Below are 24,512 nucleotides of genomic sequence, written 5' to 3'. Positions count from 1 at the left end.
GGTGGAAAGTGAACAAGTCAAGGGTGTGGTCAAGCGGCGCCGCTGGCCCTACTGGCTGGGCGGCGGCGCGGTGGCGCTGGTGGCCGTGAGCTGGGGGACTCTGGCCTGGGTGGTGCCGGACGTGGCGCGCAACGCCGCCGCCGACTGGGCGGCAGGCAAGGGCCAGCAGCTCAGCATCGGTGCACTGAAGATCGAGCCGTGGTCGATGAAGGTGGAGCTGGGCGACGTGCGCCTGGCCGAAGGCAACGGCGCGCCGCTGTTCTCCGCCAAGCGGCTGGTGCTCGATGCCGAACCCTCCGCGCTGTTCCTCGGCCGCTGGCGTGCCGCGCTGGTGCGGCTGGAAGCGCCGCACTGGTCCGTCGAGCGCAACGCCCAGGGCGAATGGAACTGGGCGCGCTTCGTCAAGGCCGTGAGCGGCCCGGCCAAGCCCGCTCCCGAAGAAAAAAGCGAACTGCCCAAGCTGGTGCTGGACCTGATCCAGCTCGACGGCGGGGAAGTGCGCATGGTCGACCGCTTCGGTGGCGAGACCCGCTCTTTCGACCTCAAGCCGGTCAACCTGACGCTGAGGGACCTGAGCACGCTGCCGGTGGAGGGGGGCTACACCCTCACCGCCGCGCTGGGCGACGGCACCCAGCTGGCCTGGAAGGGCAACGTGCGGCTGCAGCCGCTGCAATCGTCCGGCGAGGCCAAACTCGACAAGCTGACCCTGGCCAGCGTCTGGCCCTACGTCCAGCCGTTCTTCCGCACCGCCGCGCCGCAGGGCGAGCTGGCCGCCAGCGCACGCTACCAGTTCGACCTGAGCGGCAAGACGCCGCAACTCACGGTGGCGCCGTTCAGCGCCACGCTCAACAATCTGCGCCTGAGCGCGCCGCAGAATGGCAGCGTGCTGGCCTTGAAACAGGTTTCGCTCGAAGGCGGCCGCTTCGATCTGGCCAGCTCCAGCGTCGATATCACCCGCTTGCGCCTTGCCGACGGCGAACTCTCCGCCCAGCGCGACCGAGCCGGTCAGCTCGACTGGCTCACCGCGCTGCCGCCGGCCAAGCCCGAAGCGGCCCCGGCGCAACCCTCGCCGTGGCAGGTCAAGGTCGGCGAAATCCGCGCCGAGAACTGGCGCTACCGCTTCGGCGATGCCGGTTTCACCCGCCCGCTCGACGTGCAGGCCGCCATGCCGCTATTTAGCACGCAGCTCGCCGTCGGCCCCAAGGACGGCGTGGTGTTGAACAAACTGACCGCGCAGCTCGCCGACATCGGCGTCGGCGCGGCCGGCAGTGCGCCCGCCATCAAACTGACCTCGGTCGCACTGGCCGACAGCGAGGTGCAACTGGCCAAGCATGACGTCCGCCTCGGCGCGCTGACGCTGGGCGGCTTGGTCGCCGACGTCGAGCGCAACCGGCAGGGCGCCATCAATCTGCAGCAACTGTTCACCCCGCTCGCCAAGGCCCCGGCCGCGAAGCCGACGGACAAGTCGAGCGACGCCCCGGGCTGGCAGCTGCACTACCCGACGGTGACGCTAGACAAGGGTCAGCTCAACTGGCTCGACCAGACCCTGCCGACCCCGCTGCGCACCGCCTTGAGCGACCTCTCCGCCAGCGTCACGCCACAGGACTCGGGCGCGCTGGCGCTGGACCTGAGTGGCCGGCTCGCTTCCGGGCGACTCGGTGCCAAGCTGACGGTGCAGCCGGACAGCGCCACGCTGAGTGGCAAGATCACCGCCGACGCCGTGCCGCTGGCACCGTTCGCCCCGTACGCCCTGACCGGCACCGTGCTGAAGCTGGCCGGCGGCAGCCTGTCGGCCAACCTCGACGTCGACGTTGGCAGCAAGGGTTGGAAGGTCGGCGGGCAGGGCGCGCTGAACCGCTTCTCGCTGCTCGAGCCCAACAACCGTCAGCCGCTGCTGGCCTGGCGCCAGCTCGCGCTCAACGGTATCACCGCCAGCGGCGGCTCGCCGCTCAAGGTGCAGTTGCGCGAGGTGCGGCTCAGCGACCCGGTGGCGCGGCTGATCCTCAACCCGCAGCGCCAGCTCAACGTCAGCAACCTGCTGGCGGGCAAGCCTACTGCGGCGGTGCCGGCTTCTGCCCCCACGCCTGCCGCTGTCCCGGCCAAGGTCGGGACGAAGGCCAAACCGGCTGCCGGCAGCGCACCGCTGGTCGAAGTGCGCACCGTGCACGTGCAGGGCGGCGACATCGAGTTCGCCGACCTCGGCATGAAGCCCAGCTTCGCCACCCGTATCCACCACCTGCGCGGTTCGGTGCAGGGGCTGTCGAGTCAGCCGGGACGGCGCGGCACGGTGACGCTGGACGGCGACGTCGACCAGTACGGCGACGTGCGCGTGCGCGGCGCGCTGGCGCCGCAGGCCGTCACCGACGACACCGACATCACGCTGGCCTTCCGCAACATCCCGCTCACCAGCCTCAACCCGTACTCGATGAACTTCGCCGGCTGGAAGGTCAACGACGGGCGTCTCTCGGTGGACCTGCGCTACCTGCTCGACAAGCGCCAGCTCAAGGCCGACAACCGCGTGGTGATCGACTCGATCCAGCTCGGCGAGGAAGTCGACCAGCCCGGCGTGACGAAGCTGCCGCTGCGCCTCGCTGTGGCGCTGCTGGAAGACAGCGACGGCCGCATCGACCTCGACCTGCCGATCAGCGGCAGCCTCGACGACCCGCAGTTCAGCTATGGCCGCGTGGTGTGGAAGGCCTTCGTCAACGTCGTCACCAAGATCGTCACCGCGCCGTTTAGGGCGCTGGGCGCGTTGATGGGCGGCGAGGGCTTCGACGAAGTGCGTTTCGTCGCCGGCGAGGCCAACGTGGCGCCGCCCGAGCGCGAAAAGCTCGACAAGCTCGCCGCCGTGCTGGCCAAGCGCCCGCGCATGACGCTGCAGCTCGCCGGCACCTACGACCCGGCGGTGGAAACACGCGAACTGGCGCGCGCCCGCATCGACCGCGCCATCCTGCAGGCCGCCGGCCACAAGCTCGAAACCGGCGAACCGCTGCCCCTGCCCGACCTGGCCGACCCGGCGGTGCAATCCGCCGTGAAGAGCGTGTACGGCCAGCGCATCGGCCGGCTGAAGCTGGTCCAGCGCGTGCTCTCCCTGCCGGACAACGTGGCGCGCTACAAGACGCTGCGCGACGAGCTGATCGCCGCCGAGCCGGTGGCCGAGGCCGAATTGAAAGCGCTGGCGCAGGCCCGTGTTGCGGCGGCGCGCCAGGCCATGCTCAAGACCGACCCGGCCCTGGCCGAGCGGCTGACCGTCGGCGAAGTCAAGCGGGTCAAGGCCGACGGCGACGGCGTGGCGCTCGCCATCGAACTGGGCAGCCGCTGAGCGCGCTGGGAGGCATCTAGAAACGTAGTCCATTTGTCATCATCGGCGTAGCATGGGGGCAGGCAGCATTCCTGCGCGACGTATTCCTTCGCAACGCTGCGCTACCTTGCTCAGTCAAGCTAGCCTCGCTCAGTCAGTGCCGTAACCCATCGATGATGGGGTTGCGCTACGCTCTACCTACCCTATGGACTGACGGGGGCATGGGCTGTCATTGGCGTAGGATGGGTGCTGGCACAAGGTGCCGTAACCCATCGATGATGGGTTACGCTACGCTCCACCCACCCTACGGGACGGGGCGCTCGCGACGAATGTTTCAGCCACCGACGGAGCTTGACCAACATCAACGCCCGGCCGCGCCGGATGGCGTGAAATGCCGGTTTTGCTGCACCGAATGCCAGTTATGGAAGGGGGGAGTTGTGAAACAGGAAAACGTGGCCGCCATGAGCGAACAAGCCATCTCGCGAGAAGTGCTGCTGGAAAAGTACGCCAAGGGCGACGAACAAAGTGTCGCCGACGTGCGCCGCCGTGTGGCGCGCGCGCTGGCCGCCATCGAGGCCGATCCTGGCCGTTTCGAGGCGCCGTTCTTCGACGCGCTGCAACGCGGCTTCATCCCAGGCGGGCGCATCAACTCCGCCGCCGGCACCGAACTCAAGGCCACGCTGATCAACTGCTTCGTACAGCCGGTGGGCGACGCCGTCAGCGAGAACGAAGGCGGCAAGGTCGGCATCTACGAAGCGCTGCTGCAAGCAGCGGAAACCATGCGCCGTGGCGGCGGCGTCGGCTACAACTTCAGCCGCATCCGCCCCAAGGGCGCCCGCGTCAAGGGCACCCACAGCCGCGCCTCCGGCCCGGTCTCCTACATGCGCGTGTTCGACCGCAGCTGCGAAACGGTGGAATCGGCCGGCTCGCGGCGCGGCGCGCAGATGGGCGTGCTCAACATCGAACACCCCGACGTCGAAGAATTCATCCACGCCAAGGACCAGGGCGACCTGCGCAACTTCAACATCTCGGTCGGCGTCTCCGACGCCTTCATGCAGGCGGTCGAGGCCGACGGCCCGTGGCAGCTGGTGCACGCCGTCGAGCCGGCCAGCGACGCCTTCCCCGACGCCTTCCGCCGCGACGACGGCCTCTGGGTGTACCGCACCGTGCGCGCCCGCGAGCTGTGGCGCCAGATCATGGAATCCACCTACGACCACGCCGAGCCGGGGGTGCTGTTCCTCAGCCAGATCAACCGCGACAACAACCTCAGCTACTGCGAAGTCATCGAATCGACCAACCCCTGCGGCGAGCAGCCGCTGCCCGACTACGGCTGCTGCGACCTCGGTTCGATCAACCTCGCCGCCTTCGTCGAACACCCGTTCACGCGCCGCGCCCGCTTCGACTTCAAGGCCTTCGAGACCGTGGTGCGAAGCGCCATCCGCATGCTCGACAACGTGCTCGACCTCACCGTCTGGCCGCTGCCCGAGCAACAGCGCGAGGCCCAGGCCAAGCGCCGCGTCGGCCTCGGCTTCACCGGCCTGGGCGATGCGCTGATCCTGCTGCAGATCGCCTACAACAGCCCGCAGGGGCGGCAGATGGCGGCCAAGTTCGCCGAAACCATGCGCGACGCCGCCTACGATGCCTCGGTCGACCTCGCCATCGAGAAGGGCGCGTTCCCGCTGTTCGACGCCGACCAGTACCTGGTCGAACCGCACTGCGCCAGCCGCCTGCCGGACGCCATCAAAGCGCGCATCCGCCAGCACGGCATCCGCAACTCGCATCTGCTCAGCATTGCCCCCACCGGCACCATCTCGCTCGCCTTTGCCGACAACGCCTCCAACGGCATTGAGCCGCCGTTCTCGTGGTACTACACCCGCAAGAAGCGCATGGCCGACGGCTCGCAGCAGGAATACCGTGTCGAAGACCACGCCTACCGGCTCTATCGCCTCAATGGCGGCGATGTCGAACAACTGCCGCCGTACTTCGTCTCGGCGCTGGAAATGAGCGCGCTCGACCACATGCAGATGGTCGCCGCCGTGGCCCCGTACATTGACACCGCCATCTCCAAGACCGTCAACGTGCCGGCCGACTATCCCTTCGAAGACTTCGAGCACCTCTACCTCGAAGCCTGGAAGGCCGGCCTCAAGGGCATCACTACCTACCGCCCCAACAGCGTGCTGGGCTCCGTGCTGTCGGTCGAACCGGCCAAGGCCGCGCCGCAAGACCTGTCTGCCAGCCAGGAAGGCGACCCGGACCGCCGCATCGCGCTCGTCAGCACCCCGAGCCCGGCGCTCGCCAGCCTCAAGTGGCCGCACCGCCCGCGCCTGAAGGGCGGCAACCCCTCGTGGACCTACATGATCGAGCACGAAGACGGCGCCTTCGCCGTGTTCGTCGGCCACGTCGAAAACGGCCACACCCAGCCCTTCGAATGCTGGGTCAACGGCAACGAACAACCGCGCGGCCTGGGCGCGCTCGCCAAGACCCTGTCGATGGACATGCGCTGCCGCGACAAGGCCTGGCTCGCCCTCAAGCTCGACGCGCTGGCCCAAACCATGGGCGACCGGCGCTACACCCTCGAACTGGGCGAGCGCACGCTCTACGCCAGCTCCGCCGCCGCCGTGCTGGGCCAGGTGGTGCGCCACCGCGTCGAACAGCTCGGCGCGCTCGACATGAACGCCGACGACACCACCCCGGTGATGGACGCGCTGTTCGCCAAGAAAGAACCCAAGACCGGCACCGACGGCACCATGAGCTGGTCGGTGGACGTCAGCAACCCGCAAACCGGCGACGACTTCGTGCTGTTCCTGAAGGAGCTGGTGCTGCCCGACGGCCAGCGCCGCCCGTTCTCGATGTGGCTCGCCGGCAGCTACCCGCGCGAGCTCGACGGCCTGTGCAAGATGCTGAGTCTCGACATGCGCGTGATCGACCCCGCCTGGATCGGCCTGAAACTGCGCAAGCTGCTCAACTACGCCGAACCGCAAGGCGATTTCTTCGCCCGCCTGCCCGGCAGCGACAAGTCGCAGAGCTGGCCCTCCACCGTCGCCTACGTCGCGCGCCTCCTGATCCACCGCTTCGCCATGCTGGGCTTACTCACCGAAGACGGCGTGCCGGTCGAAAACATGGGCGTGATGGTGCCGGAGCAGGGCGACCTGTTCGACAGCGTGCAAATGGAAACCGTCGCCCCGGTCGCCGGCAAACCCTGCCCGGAATGCGGCCACCACGCATTGATCAAGAAGGACGGCTGCGAATTCTGCACCGCCTGCGGCCATATCGGGGCGTGCGGGTGAGGTTTTGATCGATGTTGGTGGGACTGACTCCCGAATGACGAAACCCCGTGGCTGTGAGGCTGCGGGGTTTTTTGCTGGTTGGGGGTGGGCACGGCTGTTCTCCCGCCAGGGCTGGCAGGGGGTGATGTATTTTGTTTATGATTGGTGAATATTTGGTGCTGTGAAGCCAGGCCGAGCATGGCTTGGCTGTGATCATTGGCGTCGGTGACGCAATAAATTACGTCGTTTAGGACGTCTACTTCTAGGCCGTACATATGGAAATACCGACTTCCAGTCAACCAAAGCCGAAGCTTCGCTGGTTGCTTATTCCTTGGCTTGTTGTCATTCTCATTTGGATCGCCTCCGGTCTTTGGCTCCACGCTGATGCAAACCGAGGCACCTTTGGCGACATGTTTGGCGCAGTGAACGCCCTGTTCTCTGGACTAGCGTTTGCCACCCTGATCTTCACCTCTTGGATGCAGAGAGACGAACTCGCGCTGCAGCGCGAAGAGCTTGCTGCAACGCGGGCTGAGCTTGAGGGGCAGAAGCTCCAACTTGCTGAGCAAACCGCCACGTTTACCTTACAACGGTTCGAAGACTCCTTCTTCTCATTGCTACGAACTCACGGGGACATCGTCAATGCAATGGACCTCGTGGGTGACAACGGTCGAGTCACCCGATCACGGGACTGCTTCAAGGTCTGGTACCATCGCCTTGAGAGGGTGCATGCCACGGAGGCTCATTACCCAGATGCCCAAGCGTTGCAAACAGTGCAGGCCGTGTATCGCAAGTTCTACTCCGATCATCAGTCGGAGTTGGGCCACTACTTCCGTCACCTCTATCACATCCTGAAGTTCATCAAGAAAGCGCCCATCGAAGACAAGCGAAAGTACACATCGCTTGTGCGAGCGCAGCTTTCCGGTTACGAACACCTCATGCTGTTCTACAACTGCCTCAGCGAGTACGGCCACAAGAAGTTCAAGCCCCTCGTAGAGGAATTTGCATTGCTGGAGAACATGCCTCAACTCCAGTTGATCGCTCGCCCGTTGCACATCGGACTTTACGCACCAGCCGCCTACGGCGACGACAGTGCAGACTAACCCTGCAATCGAGCGGACGGTCTCCGGCGCGCTGCGCACGCCTGTGTCCGCCACTCATCTCCAACATTGGGCATCACGAGAACTGGCGGACGCGCCGGGTACGCTGACCGCGAAGAAATAGGGAGTGACTAGATGACCGAACTGGCCGTTGTAATGGCTAAGCTGGCCGGAATCCGTAAGGCTATTTTGGCCGTGATGGACGAAAACGTTAGCCGCAATCGAAGTAGGGGCGAAGTGCTAACCCGCGGAAACTTCCCTCCAGATTTGGTGCGGCATTACTTTGATCAAGCTGCCGACCAGTTGAATGCGCTGAAGCGACTGCTCCCAGATCTCTACGGAGATTTCCAAGCGATCAAGACCGAGCCCGAGGCTGAGATGGCTAGCTCTGGGTCTGGCATGCCTGCTCCTGTTCACTATTCAAGAGCTCAGGCCGAAAGGCTAGTTCGTGATATAGACCAAATTTTCGAAATTCGAGCAAACAGTGAGCTTGCTCAGCCTAAAGAGTCAAGCATTTGCCGCGTATTCATCTCTCATGGTCGATCCGCCGATTGGCGTGCAGTTCAGCCATTCATCGAGAGGGATGTAGGCATACCGACCCTGGAATTAGAGCAGGAGCCAAACCTTGGCCGCACGATCATCGAGAAGCTGATCGACAATGCGGCCCGCTGTAGCAGCGCAGTGATAGTCATGACAGGAGATGACGTTGCGAACGAAGACGAAGCAAGAGTTCGGGAGAATGTCATGCACGAGATCGGTTTCTTCCAAGGACGATACGGTCGGAATTCGGTAGTTCTTCTGCACGAGGAGGGGGTCAACATTCCGTCCAACCTTACCGGAGTCGCATATATCCCGTTTCCAAAGGGGAGCATCAGTTCCGGTTTCCATGTCCTTCAGCGCGAGTTGAAGGCCCTGTACAAGTTGTGATCGAACGGTGATGCCCAACATTTCCTTCCAGTGGACAGCCTACGGCTGCCGCTGAAGTCAGGCGTTGAGGCTGTAGATTTAAGGCCGTAACCCGCAATAAGCCGTAGGGTGCAATCGGAGCGCAGCGAGAAATAATGGGGGACAGACCACGATTTCTTTGCTGCAAGCAGTTTTGGGGAAATAGCGGAAACCGAGGCCTGTCCCCTGTTTCTCTCTGATAAATGGGCTGACCGTGGCGCCTTCCTGATGAATTCTGTCCCAGATAACTCGTTGGGCACTTAGGAGATAACTGGTGGTGCGAACTTCTCTCTGCTTGGTCATTATCCTTCGCGAGTTCAAAAAGTAAGTGCAACAGTCAATAGGTAAATCAATTCAGTGATTTGCTTCCTTCGAACAGCATCCTTGGCGTCTTCCAGTCCAGCCGTTTCCTGGGACGGTCATTCAACTTTCTTTCCACTTTGACCAGCGCAGCCCGAGTAATCCTCCTGAAGTCAGTCCCCTTTGGGAAGTATTGCCGGATGAGCCCGTTCAGGTTTTCGTTGCAGCCGCGCTGCCAAGAACTGTACGGGTCGGCAAAAAAGCAATCTGCTTTCAACCGCTTGGCAACCGTCTGGTGGCCAGCAAACTCCTTGCCGTTGTCGAACGTCAGCGTCAGCACCTGTTTCTGGTGTGGACGGAGCGCTTGGACAATCGCCTTCGTGACGCCCGCCGCTTCCTTGTTTGGCACCAGCATCAGCTTGGCGTAGCCGGTCTTGCGCTCAACCAGTGTCACGATGGCACCCTTGTTCCCGGCTCCGATCATCGTGTCAGCCTCCCAATCACCGACCCGGCTGCGCGCCTCAACTTCGGCGGGACGCTCCGTAATCGGCCGGCGGTTGGCTATCTGACCGCGACGCTCCGGCTTGCCGTAGCGCTTTCTGCGTTCTTTCTGGCAGCGCAGCGCTTTGTAGACATCACCGCCTTGGCGCTTGTTCTGCAGGACCCGCTGGTAAATCCATTCATGGCTGACTGCATAGTCACTACCTTTGAACACGCCGCTGATTTGTTCAGGACTCCAGCCCTCCCTCAGCAACGGGACGGCGATCTCGTCGAATACCGGCCCCCATGGCTGCCGCAATTTGCCCTTGGCTTGCAGGCGCTGGCGATAGCTGCGCTGGGCATCGCTGGCATGGTAACGGCCGCGCAGGCGATGGCGCCGCAGCTCTCGGCTGATCACGCTTTTACAGCGACCAATGCGCTGGCCGATGGCCGTAGGGCCAAAACCCTCGGCACTCAATGCCTGGATCTGGTATCGTTCACCCTCGGTGAGATGGCGGTATTTCATTCCTTGTGCTCCTGACTGGCCGGTCAAAGAGCGGGGGAATTTACCTCATCTCACCCCCTTCCTCCAGACCTGCCTGCCGTTGCACTTACTCCCTGAATCCGCCCTTGTTACAGCCTGCACGGGCTACCAGAAATCTGGAAATGGTGTTGTCTACAAGAGCTGGAACGAAGCTTGGGGCAGCAGTTCATTCATCGTAAAAGGCGCTGATGCCACTTCATTTCAGTCGCTCAAGGGGCCTTACGCAAAAGATAAGGATCACGTGTACTTTCGTGGCAGCCCGATTGTTGGCGCGAAGCCAAGCACCTTTGTTGCGTTGTCAGAGACTTACGCAAAAGATAGCGAACACGCCTATTTCGAGGCAGTCGTAATCACGCATGCAAACCCAGCCTCCTTCGTTGCATCCAGTGATCTGAATTACGCCAAAGACGAAAATGATGTGTACATTTTGGGTCGGCCAATTGAAGCTTGTGATCCGCAATCGTTCCGCTGGCTTAAAGACGATTGGCAAATTGATAGTAAATGTGCCTATCGAAGAGCCAAGAAGCTTCCTGGCGCAGATCCGAGGTCATTCTCTGTTATCAATTATTGGTATGCAAAGGATAAGCACCAAGTCTACTCAAGCATCAGAGCTGTTATTGAAGGGGCAGATGCAGGCACCTTTGCACTTGCTAATGGTTCATGCGAGGTCTGTGCGCGGGACATCAATCGCTGTTACAGCGATGGAAAAGTAGTGTCATGCGATTCATTCAAATAGAGGCGGCCCAACAAGGAGTTCAACGCGACGGTCGGCCTAAAAACATAATAATAGGGGACAGGCCACGATTTCTTTGTAGAGGCCGCCGACGATGGCGCAATGTACAGCGCTTCGATTGTGTCCTACGGGCTCCGTTGTGTTGCTGCTTCCCCCATGCCAAATATTAGGACCATATGAGCACTCGTCCGTTTGAAACTTGCGCACCATCGAACAGCCTCATCGAAAAATTGGTTCCCAGTTCTTATTTTCATGATGCCTGGTCTGTAGAGGCGGGTGATCTGTCGCTCTCAGCACTGGGGCAGTTTCTTAAAGCGCTATCGCAAACACCCTCTTGGGTAAACACATGCATGGCGCTGCGCAATGGTGCAGTGTCACTCCTTGGGCTCAAGGATTTAGGCTTGCTCGATAATGTGGACAAGTTGAAAAGTGATTCCGAGTACCAGCCGGGTGAGCGTGTCGGCATCTTTACTCTCTTCGAAAATACTTTCAGCGAAGTGCTTCTCGGTGACAAAGACAAGCATTTGAATGTAACACTGTCAGTGCATCGGACGTCAGCAGAGCAGACTGGAAAAGTGCTCGTCACGGTCACCACTGTCGTCCAGGTCAATAATCTCCTCGGTCAAGCATATATGGCGGTTGTTAAACCGATGCATCGCCTCATTGCACCTTCAGTTTTGGCTGCAGTAGCAAGAACCGAGTGATGATGGAAGTTGTACGCAAGCGTGTGAATATCAAAGGCCGTAACTCGGGATAATCTGTAGGGGGCAATCGGTGCGTAGCGACATTGCACTGCATGTCAATATCATTCGCTGCCAATGTACTTGAGCGGCAGGTTGACAGTCATAAGTCACACCAAAATCATCCCCCTCCAGCCAAAACGCCGCTTCCCATCAACGGAAAGCGGCGTTTTCAATCCTGCCAACCCTTCGGCTGGCATGTCCAAGCAAGCCTTCTTCAAATCAAATCATTCACCCGCATCAGCGCCTGCTGGAAGCGCTGGTTCAGCGGTTGTAGCAAGCTGTACAAGCCGTTACCGGGCAGGGCGACCTCGCCGGCGTGGTCGAGCAGCATCAGTGCGGTGCTCAGACCCTCATGGACGGCATGCAATTCCTGCAGGCCGGCGCTGAGGATGGTGTCGATGTCGTGGCCGTTGGCTTCCAGCCGGGCCAGCAACGCATCGACCGTGTTCAGTTCCGGGTGAGCACTACACAACTGTCGCAATTGCCGCAGCGTGTCTTGCAACTGGGCTACAGCCAGCGCACCGTCGTTCGGGGCGAGGGTGGGGATGGTGGAGTTCATGCGGCCACCTCCCTGGTATGACTATCGGCCAGCAAACACAGGAGCCGGGCTTCGGCCAGCGTAGGCAACAGAAAAACCAGGGCGGCAATGTCAGGTAACAGGCGCAACAGGGCGCGGGAGAGGGGTTTAGGCATGGAGGCCTCCGTATGTAGGATCGACCTGCTGCCCGACGCCAATCGGGGGTGGCAGGCGCATGGCGGGATTGGCGTACCGGCCATACGGAAACCGGCGAGCCCGAAGGCTCTCCCACCACGGCCCGCCATAGAGAAGACGCACCAATGGTGTGTAACGGACGTAAAAAACGCCGCGCGGGGCGGCAGTCCGCCGTATGAATCGAGACGCCAATCTCGGTTGCAGGATTGACTGCAACAGTGGAATTGTTGCCGACGCTCACGGCGGCGTCAACCTTGTGGCTTTGTACCGGCCGTTTGGCAGGGAATGTGGCCGTCCTCGTGGCTGGTAGGACAGGGTTTGTTTATGATTGATGGATATCTGGTGCCGCGACGCCTGGCAAGGCCTGATGGTGATCGATGGCACCGGTGAAGTAGAAAATATGCCTTTTAGGGAATGTGGCACGGGCTTGGTCTTGATCAACCCCTGGCTGGTTTGAGTGGCTTGGGGCAAGACTCAGCCAAACCGCTCCACCAGAAAATCCACAAAGCTGCGCAGCTTGGGCAAGAGATACCGGTCCGGCAGATAGACCACGCTCATCGATCTGCTCGGCAGTTCATAGTTGGGAAGCAGCTGCACCAAGCGCCCTGCCCGCACATCGGCCTCCAGCAGGATCGCCGGTTGCAGGACGATGCCTAGCCCGTATAAGGCGGCAACCCGCAGTGCTTGCCCGTGATTTGCTTGTAGTCGTCCGGACACCGGTATGCGATACCCGCCATCTTCGCCATTCAAACGCCAATGCGTCATCGCCGCCGGGCTGAAGGAGAGGCATTCGTGCCGGGACAAGTCTTCGGGCCGCTCCGGCATCCCCCTGCGCGCCAGATAGTCGGGCGATGCGCAGATCATCAAACGATAAGGTGCCAGCGGCTTGGCGATCAAGGCCGAATCCGGCAAATTGCCGATACGGATGGCCGCCTCGAAGCCTTCTTCCACCAGATCCACCACTCGGTCGTTCAAGGACACGTCGACGCTGACCTCGGGGTAGCGCTCCAGATACACCGATAGCGCCGGCATCAGCGCTTCGCTGCCGAAGGTGACCGGGGCGGTGACGCGCAACTTACCCACGGGGGCCATCTGCAGGCGCTGCGCCTGCGTATCGCTGTCGTCCACTAGCCGGAGAATCTCCTTGCAACGCTGGTAGTAGTCCTCGCCGAACGCCGTCAGGTGCTGGCGCCGTGTCGTCCGGTTGAGCAATTGCACGCCCAGGCGTAGCTCCAGCGCCCGCAGGTGATTGCCCGCCATCGTTGCAGAAATGCCGCTGGCCGCAGCGGCAGCGCTGAGGCTGCCTTTCTCCACCGCCAGGACATACACCTTCATGCTCTCCAGTAAATCCATTGCTAAGCCACAGTTCTAAATGAATCAATGGAGCGATAGTTTATCCCTTGATGATTGTGAATAAAACTGACGTCTTCTGCTCAAACAAAGAAGGGAAGCCAGCATGTCGACGAAATTCAGCAATCAAGTGGCTGTCATCACCGGCGGCTCGACCGGTATCGGTCTGGCCATCGCCAAAGCCGCGCTCGCCGAGGGAGCCAAGCGGGTCTATATCACCGGCCGCTCAGCCAAGAGCCTGGATGCCGCAGTCACCACGCTGGGAACGGCTGCGGTGGCCATAGTGTCCGATGTGGCGCAGCAGGCCGATCTGAACAAGCTCAAAAGCGAGATCGAAAGCCGCGGTGATCAAGTGGATGCGCTGTTCGCCAATGCCGGCATCGCGGAAACGAATGAATTGGGAACGACGAGCGAGGATGAATTCGCCAAGAGCTTCGATATCAACGTGAAGGGCGTCTTCTTCACCGTGCAAACGCTGCTCCCCTTGCTGAAAGAGGGTAGCTCCGTGGTGCTGACGGCTTCCATCGTTGCCAACAAGGGGATGCCGAATTTGAGCCTGTACAGCGCCTCGAAAGCTGCAGTACGTTCTTTCGCGCGTTCGTGGGCGAACGATCTCAAGACCCACAAAATCCGGGTCAATGCCCTCAGCCCGGGCTACACCCGCACACCCATCATGGAAAACGGCCTGAAACTGAGTGCCGAACAGATCGTCGCGCTGCAGGAGCAGGCCAAGGAAACGGTGCCCTTGGGTTATGTGGCGCAGCCGGATGAGATCGCCAGCGCGGCGTTGTTTCTGGCCTCGAGTGAAGCAAGCTACATCAATGGAGTGGAGTTGACGGTGGATGGAGGCCTCACCCAGATTTGAGCTGCCGGCCCGATCCGCCAAATAAAAACGCTCCCGGCCAAAGCACGGGGGCGTTTTTCATGCTCAGACTGGCAACGCTTACTTCACATGCGGCGCCAAGAGATGCAGCAGTTGGCCCAGCATCTTCGGGCTGCCGGCCACCACGTTAATAATAGGGGACCACGATTTCTTCGCTGCTAGCAGATTTGGGGAAATAGTGGAAACCGTAGTCCGTCCCCTTTACTCCTACGTATCCAGTTCGTCACGACGATAGAGCACCCGGTCGTCGGCCGCAGGGCTCGCCATTACCCTTCTTACGGAAATACACTACTTGCCACAACGCAGTTTCTGCCCCGGCGCTTCGCTTCATAAAGTGCGGCATCACAGCGATTGTAGATGGTCGTGAAGTCATCCTCGGCCGCAAGTTCCGCAACACCTATACTAACAGTTAAGTGAATCTGTCCGTTTAGCGTTTGAATCGTGCTCTTTTCGACTTCGCGGCGTAGTCGCTCTGCCACCTCTTGCGCTTCGGATTCAGGAGTGTTGGGCAACAGAACGGCGAACTCCTCCCCGCCAAGGCGGCCGAGAATATCACAGCTCCTGAGCACCTGCTGAAAAACAATGGCGACGCGCTTCAGTGTTTCATCGCCACTGTAGTGGCCGAAGCTGTCATTGATGCGTTTAAAGTAGTCGAGGTCAATCAGGAGCATTGACAGTTGGCATCCATAGCGCCTCGTCCGACTGAATTCTTTCTCAGCGATCTCTGTAAAGTGGCCACGACGCATCACGCCCGTCAGCTCGTCCGTTGTCGCTAGTGCTCTCAGCTTGGTGAGCGATCTTTCCTCGGCAATTGCGATGCCCACCCAGCGCCCCAACAACCGCACGAACTCGATATCGCTGCGATCGAACGTTCGGCCATAGGGTCTGGTAGAAGAAAAATTGACGGTACCATAGAGTTCGCCACCGACCCAAACCGGGGCGCCGATATAACACTCCAGTTTGAAGGCGTCGAAACAGGGGTGGCCGGCATATTCGGAATCGCTCATATGGTGGATCGCCACCACGTCGGAGCGATTAAGCGTCATTGCACAGTAGGTCTGCGCAAGCTCGAATTCATCGCCCGCCTTCAGGTTGGCAGACGGCGGCGCACAGCAGCTTTCAACATGGTAGCGGTCTCCAATCACATGGCTGACAATGCCAAATTCAACCCCTAGGTGGCGGCATCCGAGTTCCAGTGCTTTCTGTAGTCGCTCTTGGAGGGTATCGCTCGACTGGATGGTGATATCGTTCAGAGTGCGCAAGCTGTTGTTGACGAACAGTAATCGGCTGCGGAATTGACCTTGTACGTGCAGGGCTCGCGCCAGTAACGCGCCGCCCAATACCATCAGTAGCGAGATGACACCTGCGACGAGGCGGTACCGGAACCAGCGCTGTTCATGCGCTGCGAAAATGTCTTCGACCGGTTGGGTGATCGACACGACCATCGGATAGCCATCCAGGCGTCGATACGTCACCAGCCGGTCGATTCCATCGATCGTACTTTTCGTTTCAAAGCTCCCTTGCGGAGGAGCATTTGGGCGCAAAAACGGACGATCAGACGGTACCGCAGTGCCGATAGCCTTGGCATCCAGTTTCCCGGCGCTTCCGCGTACTCGGAAAATACCATCCGTTCCGACCAGCCCGATAGAGCCACGTGCGCCTAGGTCAACAGATTCAATAAATTGTTTGAAGTAGTCGGGACTGAGTGAAATGACCAGTACGCCCTCAAAGCGGCCATGCTCGCCCAGGATGGGGCGCGTCATCTGAATGCTGTAGCGGCTGGAAACGCGCCCCTTTACGGGTTTGCTAATATGAAGCCTGTCCTGGCTGCTGTGACGATGCACCCGGAAATGCTCACGGTCGCTCAGATCGACCGGTTTCGCGTTCGGGTCGAGATTGGAGTACGCGAGCTTTCCGTCTGGACCGATGACCGCGACCTGGACCAGAAGTGACTTGGAGTAGGCAGACTGGAGAAACTGGACTTCCTGATCGAAATCGGATCGATCGTTAAGCCATGCCTGACGCAGGATCAGCAGCGCCTCGTCGACCTCATTGAAGGTTCGAACGACGTATTCACCAAAGGCCCTGACAAGATTGGCCGACTCGGTCTTGGCATTACGCTCGACAGCAGCGTGATTGCGGTCTTCTTCTGCGATTAGAACAAACCAGAGCGATGCGACCATGAGACCCACGATGGTCAGGATCGCAAGCGGGTGGGAGATGGTTCGGGTGGAACGAAATCGGGGTTCATATGGCATTGTGGGCCAGCCAGCGAAAAAGGTAGCAAATTACAGAATTAGATGTCAGTTTTTCTCATCAAACAAGTAAAATTTATGCATCTTTAATGTCCAGGGAAGGGCTGAATAAGTCGACTTGGCTCGACCCGGCACGTTTCTGTGGACGGAGCCGCCCGTGGGCAGGCTGGCAGTCGCAGCCCGGCCTGAGGCCCGAGTATCATGAGTACTACTATGGCGCGTACTTCCGGGTCCCCGACGGCAACAAGCTCTGCGTGGCCTGCCATTCCCCGCAAGGCTGAGTCCATGCGGTTCTGCAGCGGAATGAGGCCTGGCTCTCCATCGAGCAGATACGTCGTCGGAGAGGAGGCCTGTTCTAGCCAGATTGCAACGCTCATTCATTCACAAGAGATCCTCTGATGAAAACTGCCCTGCTCATCATCGACGTTCAGCGCGGGCTGTTCGACGATGAACCGCGTCCGTACGAGGCCGATGCGGTCGTCGAACGAATCAACGCCTTGGCTGGCCGGGCCAGGACGCACGGTATTCCGGTCGTGTTCATCCAGCACGAACGAGCCTCGGGCAAGCTCGCTCATGGGTCGGAGTCCTGGCAGCTGGAACGTCACCTTCGCACGGTGCCGGGAGACCACTTCGTCCGTAAAACGACGCCGGATTCGTTTCTCCGCACGCCGCTGCAAGCGTTGTTGGACCAGCACCAGATCAACCATGTCGTGATTTGCGGCTACGCCAGCGAGTTCTGCGTGGACACCACCACCCGGCGGGCGGCCGCGCTGGGCTATTCCGTCACCGTGGCCGCCGACGCCCACACCACCCACGACAAGGCGCACGCATCGGCCGCCGCCATCCGCGAGCACGAGAACGCTACGCTTCCCGACATCGTGAGCTTTGGTCCGCCCATTCAGGCCAAGCCAGGCAGTGAAATAGAATTTGTCGCCTGACTCCCCGGCGGCAGTTTCCGGCAGGCGGTTGCTCGTGAATCATCGATAGCGTCAAGGATCGACTACAGTCAAAGCGGGCATGGCGACTGGTGCAAACCAACCGGCTGCCGGCACGAGACGCTGTCGTCATCGGGCATGCTCTGTCAACGAGGGGACATCGGGAAATGGTGAGCAGAGTCGTTTGGGGCGTGCTGCTAGGTTGGGCTGGGTTGGGTGTGATCGTGCCGGCCTTGGCCAAAGACTGCATCGAGGTGGTCTCCGCCGGCGGCGGTTATGCCTTCTGGAAAGCGGTGGGGGAGGGGGCGAATCAGGCGGGGAAGGAGCTGGGTGTCGACATCTATTTTCGGGGGCCGCCCAGTGAGGAAGATCGCCAATCGCAAGCCGTGATCGCCAATATGATCTGGGATTTGCGCTGCAAAGCCCTGGTGATCGCACCCAATGCGCCGGAGCGCGCCCAACTGGTTGGCCAGCTCAATGCGAAAGGCATCCCGACCGTTTACATCGACCGTGACACCGGGGGCGCCGACGTCGCGGCGGTCGTGGCGACCAATAACGTCGAGGCAGGCCGCTTGGCCGGCAAGGAAATGGCCAAGGCCTTGTCGGGGAAAGGCCGCGTGGTCTTGCTGCGGGAAAAAGAGGATGTCGTGTCCACCGAGGACCGCGCGCGCGGCTTCATCGAAGGGGCCACCAAGGCGGGGTTGAAGGTGGTGCACGATGCCTATATCGGCACGTCGGTCGGCGACACCCGGGTCCGTGCGGAGGAAGCGCTCAAGAAGTTGCGCGGCAAGTTCGATGGCGTCTTCACCCCCAACGAGTCGACCAGTCTGGGCGCCCTGATCCAGTTGAAGAAGATGGGGCTGGCCGGGAAGGTTGTGCACATCGGCTTCGACACCAATCAATACTTGCTCTCCGCCGTCCGGCTGGGGGATCTCCATGGGCTCGTCGTGCAGCGGCCCCGCGAGATGGGGTACCAGGGCGTCTATCTTGCCCATCGCAAGACGCAGGGGCAGACGATCGAGAACCGCAAGGTCGATACCGGGGTGGTGTTCGTCACCAAGACGAATATGGATCAGCCGGATATCGCCAGGGAGTTGTACTGAGGTTGCCCCTCCGTGTCAAAGCGATGCCGCAAACGGCGCCATCGCCGCGAGCTTGGCGCATTGCCTCTTCACGCTGCCTGTGTGAGTGCGCGGCGCCCCATCTCTACCACCTCTCTTTTTTCTTCGTGGCAACGACCGGCTGTGGGGTGGTCGGCGTCGGCATATCCCCCGTTGCTGTGGCTCTCCCAGCGGGCTTGGCCTCTTTGCCTGTTGGTGTTGTGGCGCTCGTAGCAGGCGTGTTGGCGGCAGGGGACACCTGCCCGGCCGCGCCGGCATCGTGCTGCGTCGGGAAGGTAGAAGTGGCGCCACTCAGCACCAGTTCGACCCCAAGCGCCCTCAAGACCGTGAACAACCTCTCCACGCTGGCGGATGTCGGGTTGGCTTCCAGCTTCGCATAACTCTGCTGGGTGATGCCCAGTCTCTCGGCCAAGGCCGCCTGCGTGAGGCCGTTGGCCTTGCGAAATCCTTGCAGGATGGGACGTAGCTGACTGAGCGTCTTGATGGGATAGTCCACGGCAACCTCCGCTGATGTCCCTGCTCATTCTACAGGCTAAGAGCTGTAAATGAAGAAAACAGTTTATGGGCTGTACTGATCTAATACAGCTTAAATGTTGTAAATGGAAAATACAATCTATAGGATGTTAATGTGGGGTAGGGTGGGACGGCAGCTCGGACAACATTGCCAGGCTGGCGTTGCAGTGACTGGAACGCCAAGGCCATCGGCACACTGCGGTTCGTCGTGCCTCTCTTATCGTGAACAGCCCTACCGCAACGCCCATCTGGCCGCTCGGATCAAGGGCCCTTGCACGGCGCGGGTGAGAGCGGTGGGCAGGTCGAGCGGCTTGAGCAGCATCTTGACCGCCATCGTGACCGGGTAATGGCGTTTCAGTTGCTGGCCGAGCCGTGCGTTCAGCGCCTGGAAAGAGGCCTTGTCGGAGGCGGCTTCGGGCTGACGCACGGTGAAGGCATGCCACAAGGCGCATTCCGCATCACCACGCCGGGCTTCGAGCACGCGTCGGCCGAGGGCGGTAAGCACGCGCAGGCGCCCCGGCGGCTGGCCGGCGCGGTACTGGCGGAAATAGCGGTAGAAGTGCTTGTAGTGATCGATCTCGTCGGCGCGGATGCGGGATGCCAGGCCGGCCAGCACAGGTTCCTCGGCAGCGTGTTCGGCCAGGGCCTGGTAGAAGGTGGCGGTGCCGGTTTCGATCACGCAGCGGGCGGCCATTTCGAGGCCCGGCGTGGGTTCGAACTCGTCGAGCGTGCATTGGCGCGAGTAGTCCTCGAAGAAGGCGGCAAAGGCGCGTTCCCAGTCGAACTTCGGCCAGACGTGGCGAACATAGGCACTCAGGGCGCGGCCGTGCCGCATTTCCTCCGGCTCCCAGCGGTTTTGCAGCCAGTCGACCAGCTCCGTCTCGCCGGTACAGTAGCGAATCAGGTTGCGGGTGTAGAGATCGGAGCCGCTTTCGATGAACGAGGCCGCCGTCGCCAGGTAGAACAGATCCTCCCGGCAGCGGACTTGCTGCAGGTCTATCGATTCCAGCGGAATCCGATCGAGGTTCCACGTCGATGCCATGCTCGCCGGTCTCTGCATCGTGAACTCCTCCCGACTATCCTTCCCATCGATGGTACGACTTGCGTGCTCCACCTCCGTTCTGCTGTGCAGGGGGACGCAGCGGCGGTGAATTTCAGCATAGTCCTGGTTTTTCGGGTCTGTTCGAGCCGGTTCCGCCCAAACTATGAACTTGGAATTGTTGAGCGCGTGGCCGACAATCAAGAAGCCCGAGAGCCGCTGACCAAACCCGGTGCCGTCGTCCTGGCCAGGGGGGCTGCCGCAGACCGTACACGCCGTCCGGTAAGACTATGCGGTCATGCCAGGCGGGTTTGGTGAGTGCTTCCATATCGCGAGGGCTTCGTCATGACGGTATTGCTGCTGGGGTTGCTGATCTTTCTGGGCGGGCATTCGGTGCGCATCGTCGCCGAGCCCTGGCGCGTGGCGCAGATTGCCCGCTGGGGGCTGCAGGCCTGGAAAGGCGCGTTCACGCTGCTGGCGCTGGTCGGGCTGGTGTTGATCGTTTGGGGCTACGGGCTGGCGCGCGGGCAGACGCTGGTGTTGTGGGCGCCGCCGGTCTGGACGCGGCATCTGGCCTCGCTGCTGACCGCGGTGTCCTTCGTGCTGTTCGCGGCGGCGAACGTGCCGGGCAATCATTTCAAGGCGGCGGTCGGCCACCCGATGGTGCTGGGGGTGCAAATCTGGGCCGTTGCGCACCTGATCGCCAAGGGCACGCTGGCGGCCGTGGTGCTGTTCGGCGCCTTCTTAGTGTGGGCGGTGGTGGATTTCCTCTCGGCGCGACGCCGCGACCGGGAGGCGGGGACGCGCTACCCGGCCGGCGCGCTGGCGGGCGACGCGGTCACCGTCGTCGCCGGGCTCGCGGTATGGGCGCTGTTTGCCTTCCTGCTGCATGGCTGGTTAATCGGCGTGCGGCCATTCGGGTGAACGGATCAGGCCAGCCACCGGCCCAGCGTGGCGATGGCAATGGTCAGGAAGCCCAGCATGAGATTGATCCCCACCGCCTGGCGGATGCGGCCCAGCTCCGCGCCGCCGGCCTTCCAGTCGTCGGCGGCCACGGCGCGCTTCAGCGCGGCGTAGGGGCCGAAGAACACGTAGAGGTAGATCGCGATCATCGCCAGCCCGATCATCAGCATCAGGTGCCAGTTGAGCGGGGCGGCATCGAAACCGACGCGGGTGAGCATGACCAGCCCGCTGACGGGGATCAGGATCACGGCGCCCCACACCCAGACGAAGAAGCGGGCGAACACGCGCTGCCACAGCCGCAGCCGGTGCGGCGGGTCAAGCAGCTCGGCCGCGACCGGGCGCAGGCAGACATAGGCGAAAAACATGCCGCCGACCCACAGGGTGATGCTGGCGAGGTGCAGGAAACGGAATAACGGTTCGGCGGTCATGACGTCGGCTCGGCCTTGCATGGTGGTGGATGCTGTCATTCTATACGGCCATCGCGGTCCGTGCCTCGGCCTGCCATCCCGGCCGGGCCTTGGGCGGCCGGGGAAAGCATGCCGCTTCTGCGGCGTGACGCCGGGCTACCCCCGTCGGAGCCATGGCTGCTAAGCTTCAATGAAGACGGCGCCGCAGGCTGCACCGGCCACCCGCGGCCTTGCACGGTTTGTTGACGGGGAGAACCATGCCATACAGTTCGCACCGCGGTAAGGACTTCACCCGGGAGGTGGTGGAGCGGTTGTATGCCGAGAACGGCCAGACGCTGAAGATCCTCGACCTTGGCGCCGGCAGCGGCACCTATCCGCGCTTGTTCCAGCACAGTGCGCTGGACCGGCAGCGTTGCCTGTGGCACGGCGTGGAAGTCTGGGCGCCCTACGTCGAACGCTTCGGGCTGCGCGAGCTCTACGACACGCTGTGGATTGCCGACATCCGCGATCAGCACGGTCCCCTGTCCGAGCTCACCGCGCAGCGTTACGACCTGGTGCTGGTGGGGGACGTGCTGGAGCATATCTCGCTGCCCGACGCCACTCGCCTGTTTCACTGGCTCGGCGGCTTCTGCGCCCGCCTCATCCTGTCGATTCCCATCGTCTACTATCCGCAGGAGGAGTCCGAGGGCAACCCGTACGAGCGGCACGTGGTCGACGACTGGTCGCACGACAAGATCCTGGCTTGGCTCGCACGCGAGTTCCCCGCCGTCTGGCGGCTGGAGGATTATCGCTGCTACAAGGATGTCGGCGTGTACGTCATCGGCAATCTGCACTGGCCCTTGCCGCCGCCCTGAGCGGGGCAGGGGGCGCCGGCAGGTTCTGCCCTGTGCGCCGGCCGATTCTGGCAAAATGGCAGGTTGTATCCGCCTGAGGTTTCTTCGTGGTCAGTCCGTCCCCGCGCGTGCTGTCGCTCATCCCCCCGATGACGCAGCTCAACACTCCCTATCCGTCCACCGCCTACATCACCGGTTTCCTGCGTTCGCGCGGGGTGCCTGCGGTGCAGGAGGACCTGGCGCTGGCGCTGGTGTTGCGGCTGTTTTCCGTGGCGGGGCTGAAGGCGATCCGCGAGCGCATCGACGCCATCCCGCCGAAGAAGCGCAGCGCCCAGGTGCACGGTTTCGTCGAGCAGTTCGAGCGCTACCTCGCCACCATCACCCCGACCATCGCCTTCCTGCAGGGGCGGGATTCCACCGTCAGCCACCGCATCTGTAGCCGCAACTTCCTGCCGGAAGGCGCGCGCTTCGCCTCGCTGGAGGTGTACGTCGACCCGGGCGATCCCTACGGCGGCGACCCGCTGGCCTGGGCCTTCGGCGCGCTGGGCCAGCAGGACCGCGCGCGCCATCTCGCCACGCTGTACCTGAACGATATCGCCGACGTGCTGCGCGAGGCGGTGGACGAGCGCTTCGAGTTCGTGCGCTACGCCGAGTCGCTGGCGATGAGCCAGCCGACCTTCGAGCCGCTGGCCAAGGCGCTGGCCGCCCCGCCCACGCTGGTGGACGATACCTTGCAGGCGCTGACGATTGACGCGATCGAACGCCATCAGCCCGAGCTGGTGCTGCTGTCGGTGCCGTTTCCCGGCTCGGTGTACGCCGCGTTCCGCATCGCCCAGACCATCAAGGCGCGCTGGCCGCACATCAAGACCGCGCTGGGCGGCGGCTTCGTCAACACCGAACTGCGCGAGCTGAAAGAGCCGCGCGTGTTCGATTACTTCGACTTCGTCACGCTGGACGACGGCGAGAAGCCGATTCTGGCGCTGCTGGAGCACCTGCAGGGCAAGCGCTCCACCTCGCGCCTGGTGCGTACCTTCGTGCGCGAGGAGGGGCAGGTCCGTTACGTCAATATGATGGAAGCCGACATCCCGTTCGAGGAGGTCGGCACGCCGACCTGGGACGGCCTGCCGATCGAGCGCTACCTGTCGTTGCTCGACATGCTCAATCCGATGCACCGGCTGTGGTCGGACGGGCGCTGGAACAAGCTGACGGTGGCGCACGGCTGCTACTGGAAGAAATGCAGTTTCTGCGACGTGACGCTGGATTACATCTCGCGCTACGAGACCGCCTCGGCGGAGACGCTGGTCGACCGCATCGAGGCCATCATCGCCGAGACCGGCCAGTCCGGCTTCCACTTCGTCGACGAGGCCGCGCCGCCCAAGATGCTGCGCGCGCTGGCCGAGGAACTGCTGCGCCGCAACGTGGCGATCTCGTGGTGGGGCAATATCCGCTTCGAGAAATCCTTCACCCCGGAGCTGTGCCAGCTGCTGGCCGACAGCGGCTGCATCGCCATCTCCGGCGGGCTGGAGGTGGCCTCCGACCGGCTGCTCAAGCTGATGAAGAAGGGGGTATCGGTGGAACAGGTGGCGCGCGTCACCCAGGGCTTCACCGAGGCCGGCATCCTGGTGCACGCCTACCTGATGTACGGCTTCCCGACGCAGACGGTGCAGGACACGGTGGACGCGCTGGAATACGTGCGCCAGCTATTCGACAACGGCTGCATCCAGTCCGGTTTCTTCCACCGCTTCGCCTGCACGGTGCACTCGCCGGTTGGCCAGAATCCCGAGGAGTACGGCGTCGAGCTGATTCCGCTGCCCGAGGTGAGCTTCGCCAAGAACGACGTCGGCTTCATCGACCCGACCGGGGTCGATCACGACGCCATGGGCGAGGCGCTGAACAAGGCGCTGTACAACTATATGCACGGTATCGCACTGGACGAGGACGTGCGGCGCTGGTTCTACGGCCGGGTGCCGCGCCCGCGGGTGCCGCGCAATTTCATCGCGCGGGCGCTGGCCGCCCGGTAACGGCAGCGCCTGGCGGCGCTTCGCTCCGTTCTGCGCGCCGCTGGGCAGGGGCCTGACCCGTTGAGCCGGAG

20 protein-coding genes are annotated in these 24,512 nt (G+C 62.0%); 12 read left to right on the top strand and 8 right to left on the bottom strand.

The window, feature by feature from the left end:
• Position 1: 1 nt before the first annotated feature.
• The 4 genes from PSEMAI1_RS0115515 (at position 2) to PSEMAI1_RS0115500 (ending at position 8,591) form a co-directional block, all read left to right on the top strand.
• Positions 2 to 3,322, top strand: coding sequence for a DUF748 domain-containing protein (locus PSEMAI1_RS0115515; protein WP_232219937.1), 3,321 nt, complete (start codon positions 2 to 4; stop codon positions 3,320 to 3,322).
• 440 nt (positions 3,323 to 3,762) lie between these two features.
• Positions 3,763 to 6,588 (top strand): adenosylcobalamin-dependent ribonucleoside-diphosphate reductase, encoded by a 2,826-nt coding sequence (locus PSEMAI1_RS0115510; protein WP_232219936.1) that lies wholly within the window; start codon positions 3,763 to 3,765, stop codon positions 6,586 to 6,588.
• Positions 6,589 to 6,842: 254 nt separating this feature from the next.
• Positions 6,843 to 7,667, top strand: coding sequence for a putative phage abortive infection protein (locus PSEMAI1_RS0115505; protein WP_024303745.1), 825 nt, complete (start codon positions 6,843 to 6,845; stop codon positions 7,665 to 7,667).
• Between the two features lie 132 nt (positions 7,668 to 7,799).
• On the top strand, positions 7,800 to 8,591 hold the full coding sequence (locus tag PSEMAI1_RS0115500) for a TIR domain-containing protein (RefSeq protein ID WP_024303744.1): 792 nt from the start codon (positions 7,800 to 7,802) through the stop codon (positions 8,589 to 8,591).
• Positions 8,592 to 8,958: 367 nt separating this feature from the next.
• On the opposite strand, the gene PSEMAI1_RS0115495 is transcribed toward PSEMAI1_RS0115500, so the two are convergent.
• Positions 8,959 to 9,915, bottom strand: coding sequence for an IS30 family transposase (locus PSEMAI1_RS0115495; RefSeq protein ID WP_024300950.1), 957 nt, complete (start codon positions 9,913 to 9,915; stop codon positions 8,959 to 8,961).
• On the opposite strand from PSEMAI1_RS0115495, the gene PSEMAI1_RS21495 reads away from it, so the two are divergent.
• Together PSEMAI1_RS21495 and PSEMAI1_RS21490 are read left to right on the top strand one after the other, a co-directional pair.
• Positions 9,896 to 10,669 carry a DKNYY domain-containing protein gene (locus PSEMAI1_RS21495; protein ID WP_198019627.1) on the top strand — a complete coding sequence of 258 codons (774 nt, stop codon included), beginning with the start codon at positions 9,896 to 9,898 and terminating at the stop codon, positions 10,667 to 10,669. The two genes, PSEMAI1_RS0115495 and PSEMAI1_RS21495, sit on opposite strands and share 20 nt — an antisense overlap.
• 173 nt (positions 10,670 to 10,842) lie before the next feature.
• Positions 10,843 to 11,370, top strand: a complete 528-nt coding sequence (locus tag PSEMAI1_RS21490) for a DUF2867 domain-containing protein (protein WP_084612709.1) — start codon at positions 10,843 to 10,845, stop codon at positions 11,368 to 11,370.
• A 253-nt stretch (positions 11,371 to 11,623) separates the two neighbouring features.
• On the opposite strand, the gene PSEMAI1_RS0115485 is transcribed toward PSEMAI1_RS21490, so the two are convergent.
• The 3 genes from PSEMAI1_RS0115485 to PSEMAI1_RS0115470 form a co-directional block, all read right to left on the bottom strand.
• Positions 11,624 to 11,968: a DUF1484 family protein gene (locus PSEMAI1_RS0115485; protein ID WP_024303743.1), complete on the bottom strand. Its 345-nt coding sequence runs from the start codon at positions 11,966 to 11,968 to the stop codon at positions 11,624 to 11,626.
• A complete protein-coding gene (locus PSEMAI1_RS21870) occupies positions 11,965 to 12,102 on the bottom strand; it encodes a hypothetical protein (protein ID WP_156943157.1) in 138 nt (45 codons plus the stop codon). Before PSEMAI1_RS21870 ends, PSEMAI1_RS0115485 begins: the two co-directional genes overlap by 4 nt.
• A 493-nt stretch (positions 12,103 to 12,595) precedes the next feature.
• Positions 12,596 to 13,474, bottom strand: coding sequence for a LysR substrate-binding domain-containing protein (locus PSEMAI1_RS0115470; protein WP_024303742.1), 879 nt, complete (start codon positions 13,472 to 13,474; stop codon positions 12,596 to 12,598).
• A gap of 103 nt (positions 13,475 to 13,577) precedes the next feature.
• Here PSEMAI1_RS0115470 and PSEMAI1_RS0115465 point away from each other — a divergent pair, with 103 nt between their 5' ends.
• Positions 13,578 to 14,336, top strand: coding sequence for an SDR family NAD(P)-dependent oxidoreductase (locus tag PSEMAI1_RS0115465; RefSeq protein ID WP_024303741.1), 759 nt, complete (start codon positions 13,578 to 13,580; stop codon positions 14,334 to 14,336).
• Between the two features lie 293 nt (positions 14,337 to 14,629).
• Here the strand turns inward: PSEMAI1_RS0115465 and PSEMAI1_RS0115460 are convergent, their stop codons facing one another.
• Positions 14,630 to 16,537: a diguanylate cyclase gene (locus tag PSEMAI1_RS0115460; protein WP_024303740.1), complete on the bottom strand. Its 1,908-nt coding sequence runs from the start codon at positions 16,535 to 16,537 to the stop codon at positions 14,630 to 14,632.
• Between the two features lie 470 nt (positions 16,538 to 17,007).
• On the opposite strand from PSEMAI1_RS0115460, the gene PSEMAI1_RS0115455 reads away from it, so the two are divergent.
• A complete protein-coding gene (locus PSEMAI1_RS0115455; protein ID WP_024303739.1) occupies positions 17,008 to 17,547 on the top strand; it encodes a cysteine hydrolase family protein in 540 nt (179 codons plus the stop codon).
• Positions 17,548 to 17,762: 215 nt separating this feature from the next.
• Positions 17,763 to 18,647: a substrate-binding domain-containing protein gene (locus PSEMAI1_RS0115450; RefSeq protein WP_232219978.1), complete on the top strand. Its 885-nt coding sequence runs from the start codon at positions 17,763 to 17,765 to the stop codon at positions 18,645 to 18,647.
• Between the two features lie 103 nt (positions 18,648 to 18,750).
• Here the strand turns inward: PSEMAI1_RS0115450 and PSEMAI1_RS21480 are convergent, their stop codons facing one another.
• Both PSEMAI1_RS21480 and PSEMAI1_RS0115440 read right to left on the bottom strand, forming a co-directional pair.
• Positions 18,751 to 19,161 carry a helix-turn-helix domain-containing protein gene (locus tag PSEMAI1_RS21480; RefSeq protein ID WP_024303737.1) on the bottom strand — a complete coding sequence of 137 codons (411 nt, stop codon included), beginning with the start codon at positions 19,159 to 19,161 and terminating at the stop codon, positions 18,751 to 18,753.
• Positions 19,162 to 19,410: 249 nt separating this feature from the next.
• Positions 19,411 to 20,238 (bottom strand): ferritin-like domain-containing protein, encoded by an 828-nt coding sequence (locus PSEMAI1_RS0115440; RefSeq protein WP_024303736.1) that lies wholly within the window; start codon positions 20,236 to 20,238, stop codon positions 19,411 to 19,413.
• A 297-nt stretch (positions 20,239 to 20,535) separates the two neighbouring features.
• Between PSEMAI1_RS0115440 and PSEMAI1_RS0115435 the strand changes: the two genes are divergently transcribed.
• On the top strand, positions 20,536 to 21,141 hold the full coding sequence (locus PSEMAI1_RS0115435; protein WP_232219935.1) for an NnrU family protein: 606 nt from the start codon (positions 20,536 to 20,538) through the stop codon (positions 21,139 to 21,141).
• A gap of 5 nt (positions 21,142 to 21,146) precedes the next feature.
• Here the strand turns inward: PSEMAI1_RS0115435 and PSEMAI1_RS0115430 are convergent, their stop codons facing one another.
• Positions 21,147 to 21,647 carry a DUF4149 domain-containing protein gene (locus PSEMAI1_RS0115430; RefSeq protein ID WP_232219934.1) on the bottom strand — a complete coding sequence of 167 codons (501 nt, stop codon included), beginning with the start codon at positions 21,645 to 21,647 and terminating at the stop codon, positions 21,147 to 21,149.
• Positions 21,648 to 21,844: 197 nt separating this feature from the next.
• On the opposite strand from PSEMAI1_RS0115430, the gene PSEMAI1_RS20970 reads away from it, so the two are divergent.
• Together PSEMAI1_RS20970 and PSEMAI1_RS0115420 are read left to right on the top strand one after the other, a co-directional pair.
• Complete coding sequence (locus tag PSEMAI1_RS20970; protein WP_024303733.1) at positions 21,845 to 22,441, top strand: class I SAM-dependent methyltransferase; 597 nt, start codon at positions 21,845 to 21,847, stop codon at positions 22,439 to 22,441.
• A gap of 86 nt (positions 22,442 to 22,527) precedes the next feature.
• Positions 22,528 to 24,441, top strand: coding sequence for a B12-binding domain-containing radical SAM protein (locus tag PSEMAI1_RS0115420; RefSeq protein WP_024303732.1), 1,914 nt, complete (start codon positions 22,528 to 22,530; stop codon positions 24,439 to 24,441).
• Positions 24,442 to 24,512 lie beyond the last annotated feature (71 nt).

The organism is Pseudogulbenkiania sp. MAI-1 (assembly GCF_000527175.1).
In the GTDB taxonomy this organism is placed as follows: Bacteria; Pseudomonadota; Gammaproteobacteria; order Burkholderiales; family Chromobacteriaceae; genus Pseudogulbenkiania.
Note: the sequence above shows the minus strand (reverse complement) of the source record. Positions and strands in the feature narration are given on the sequence as shown.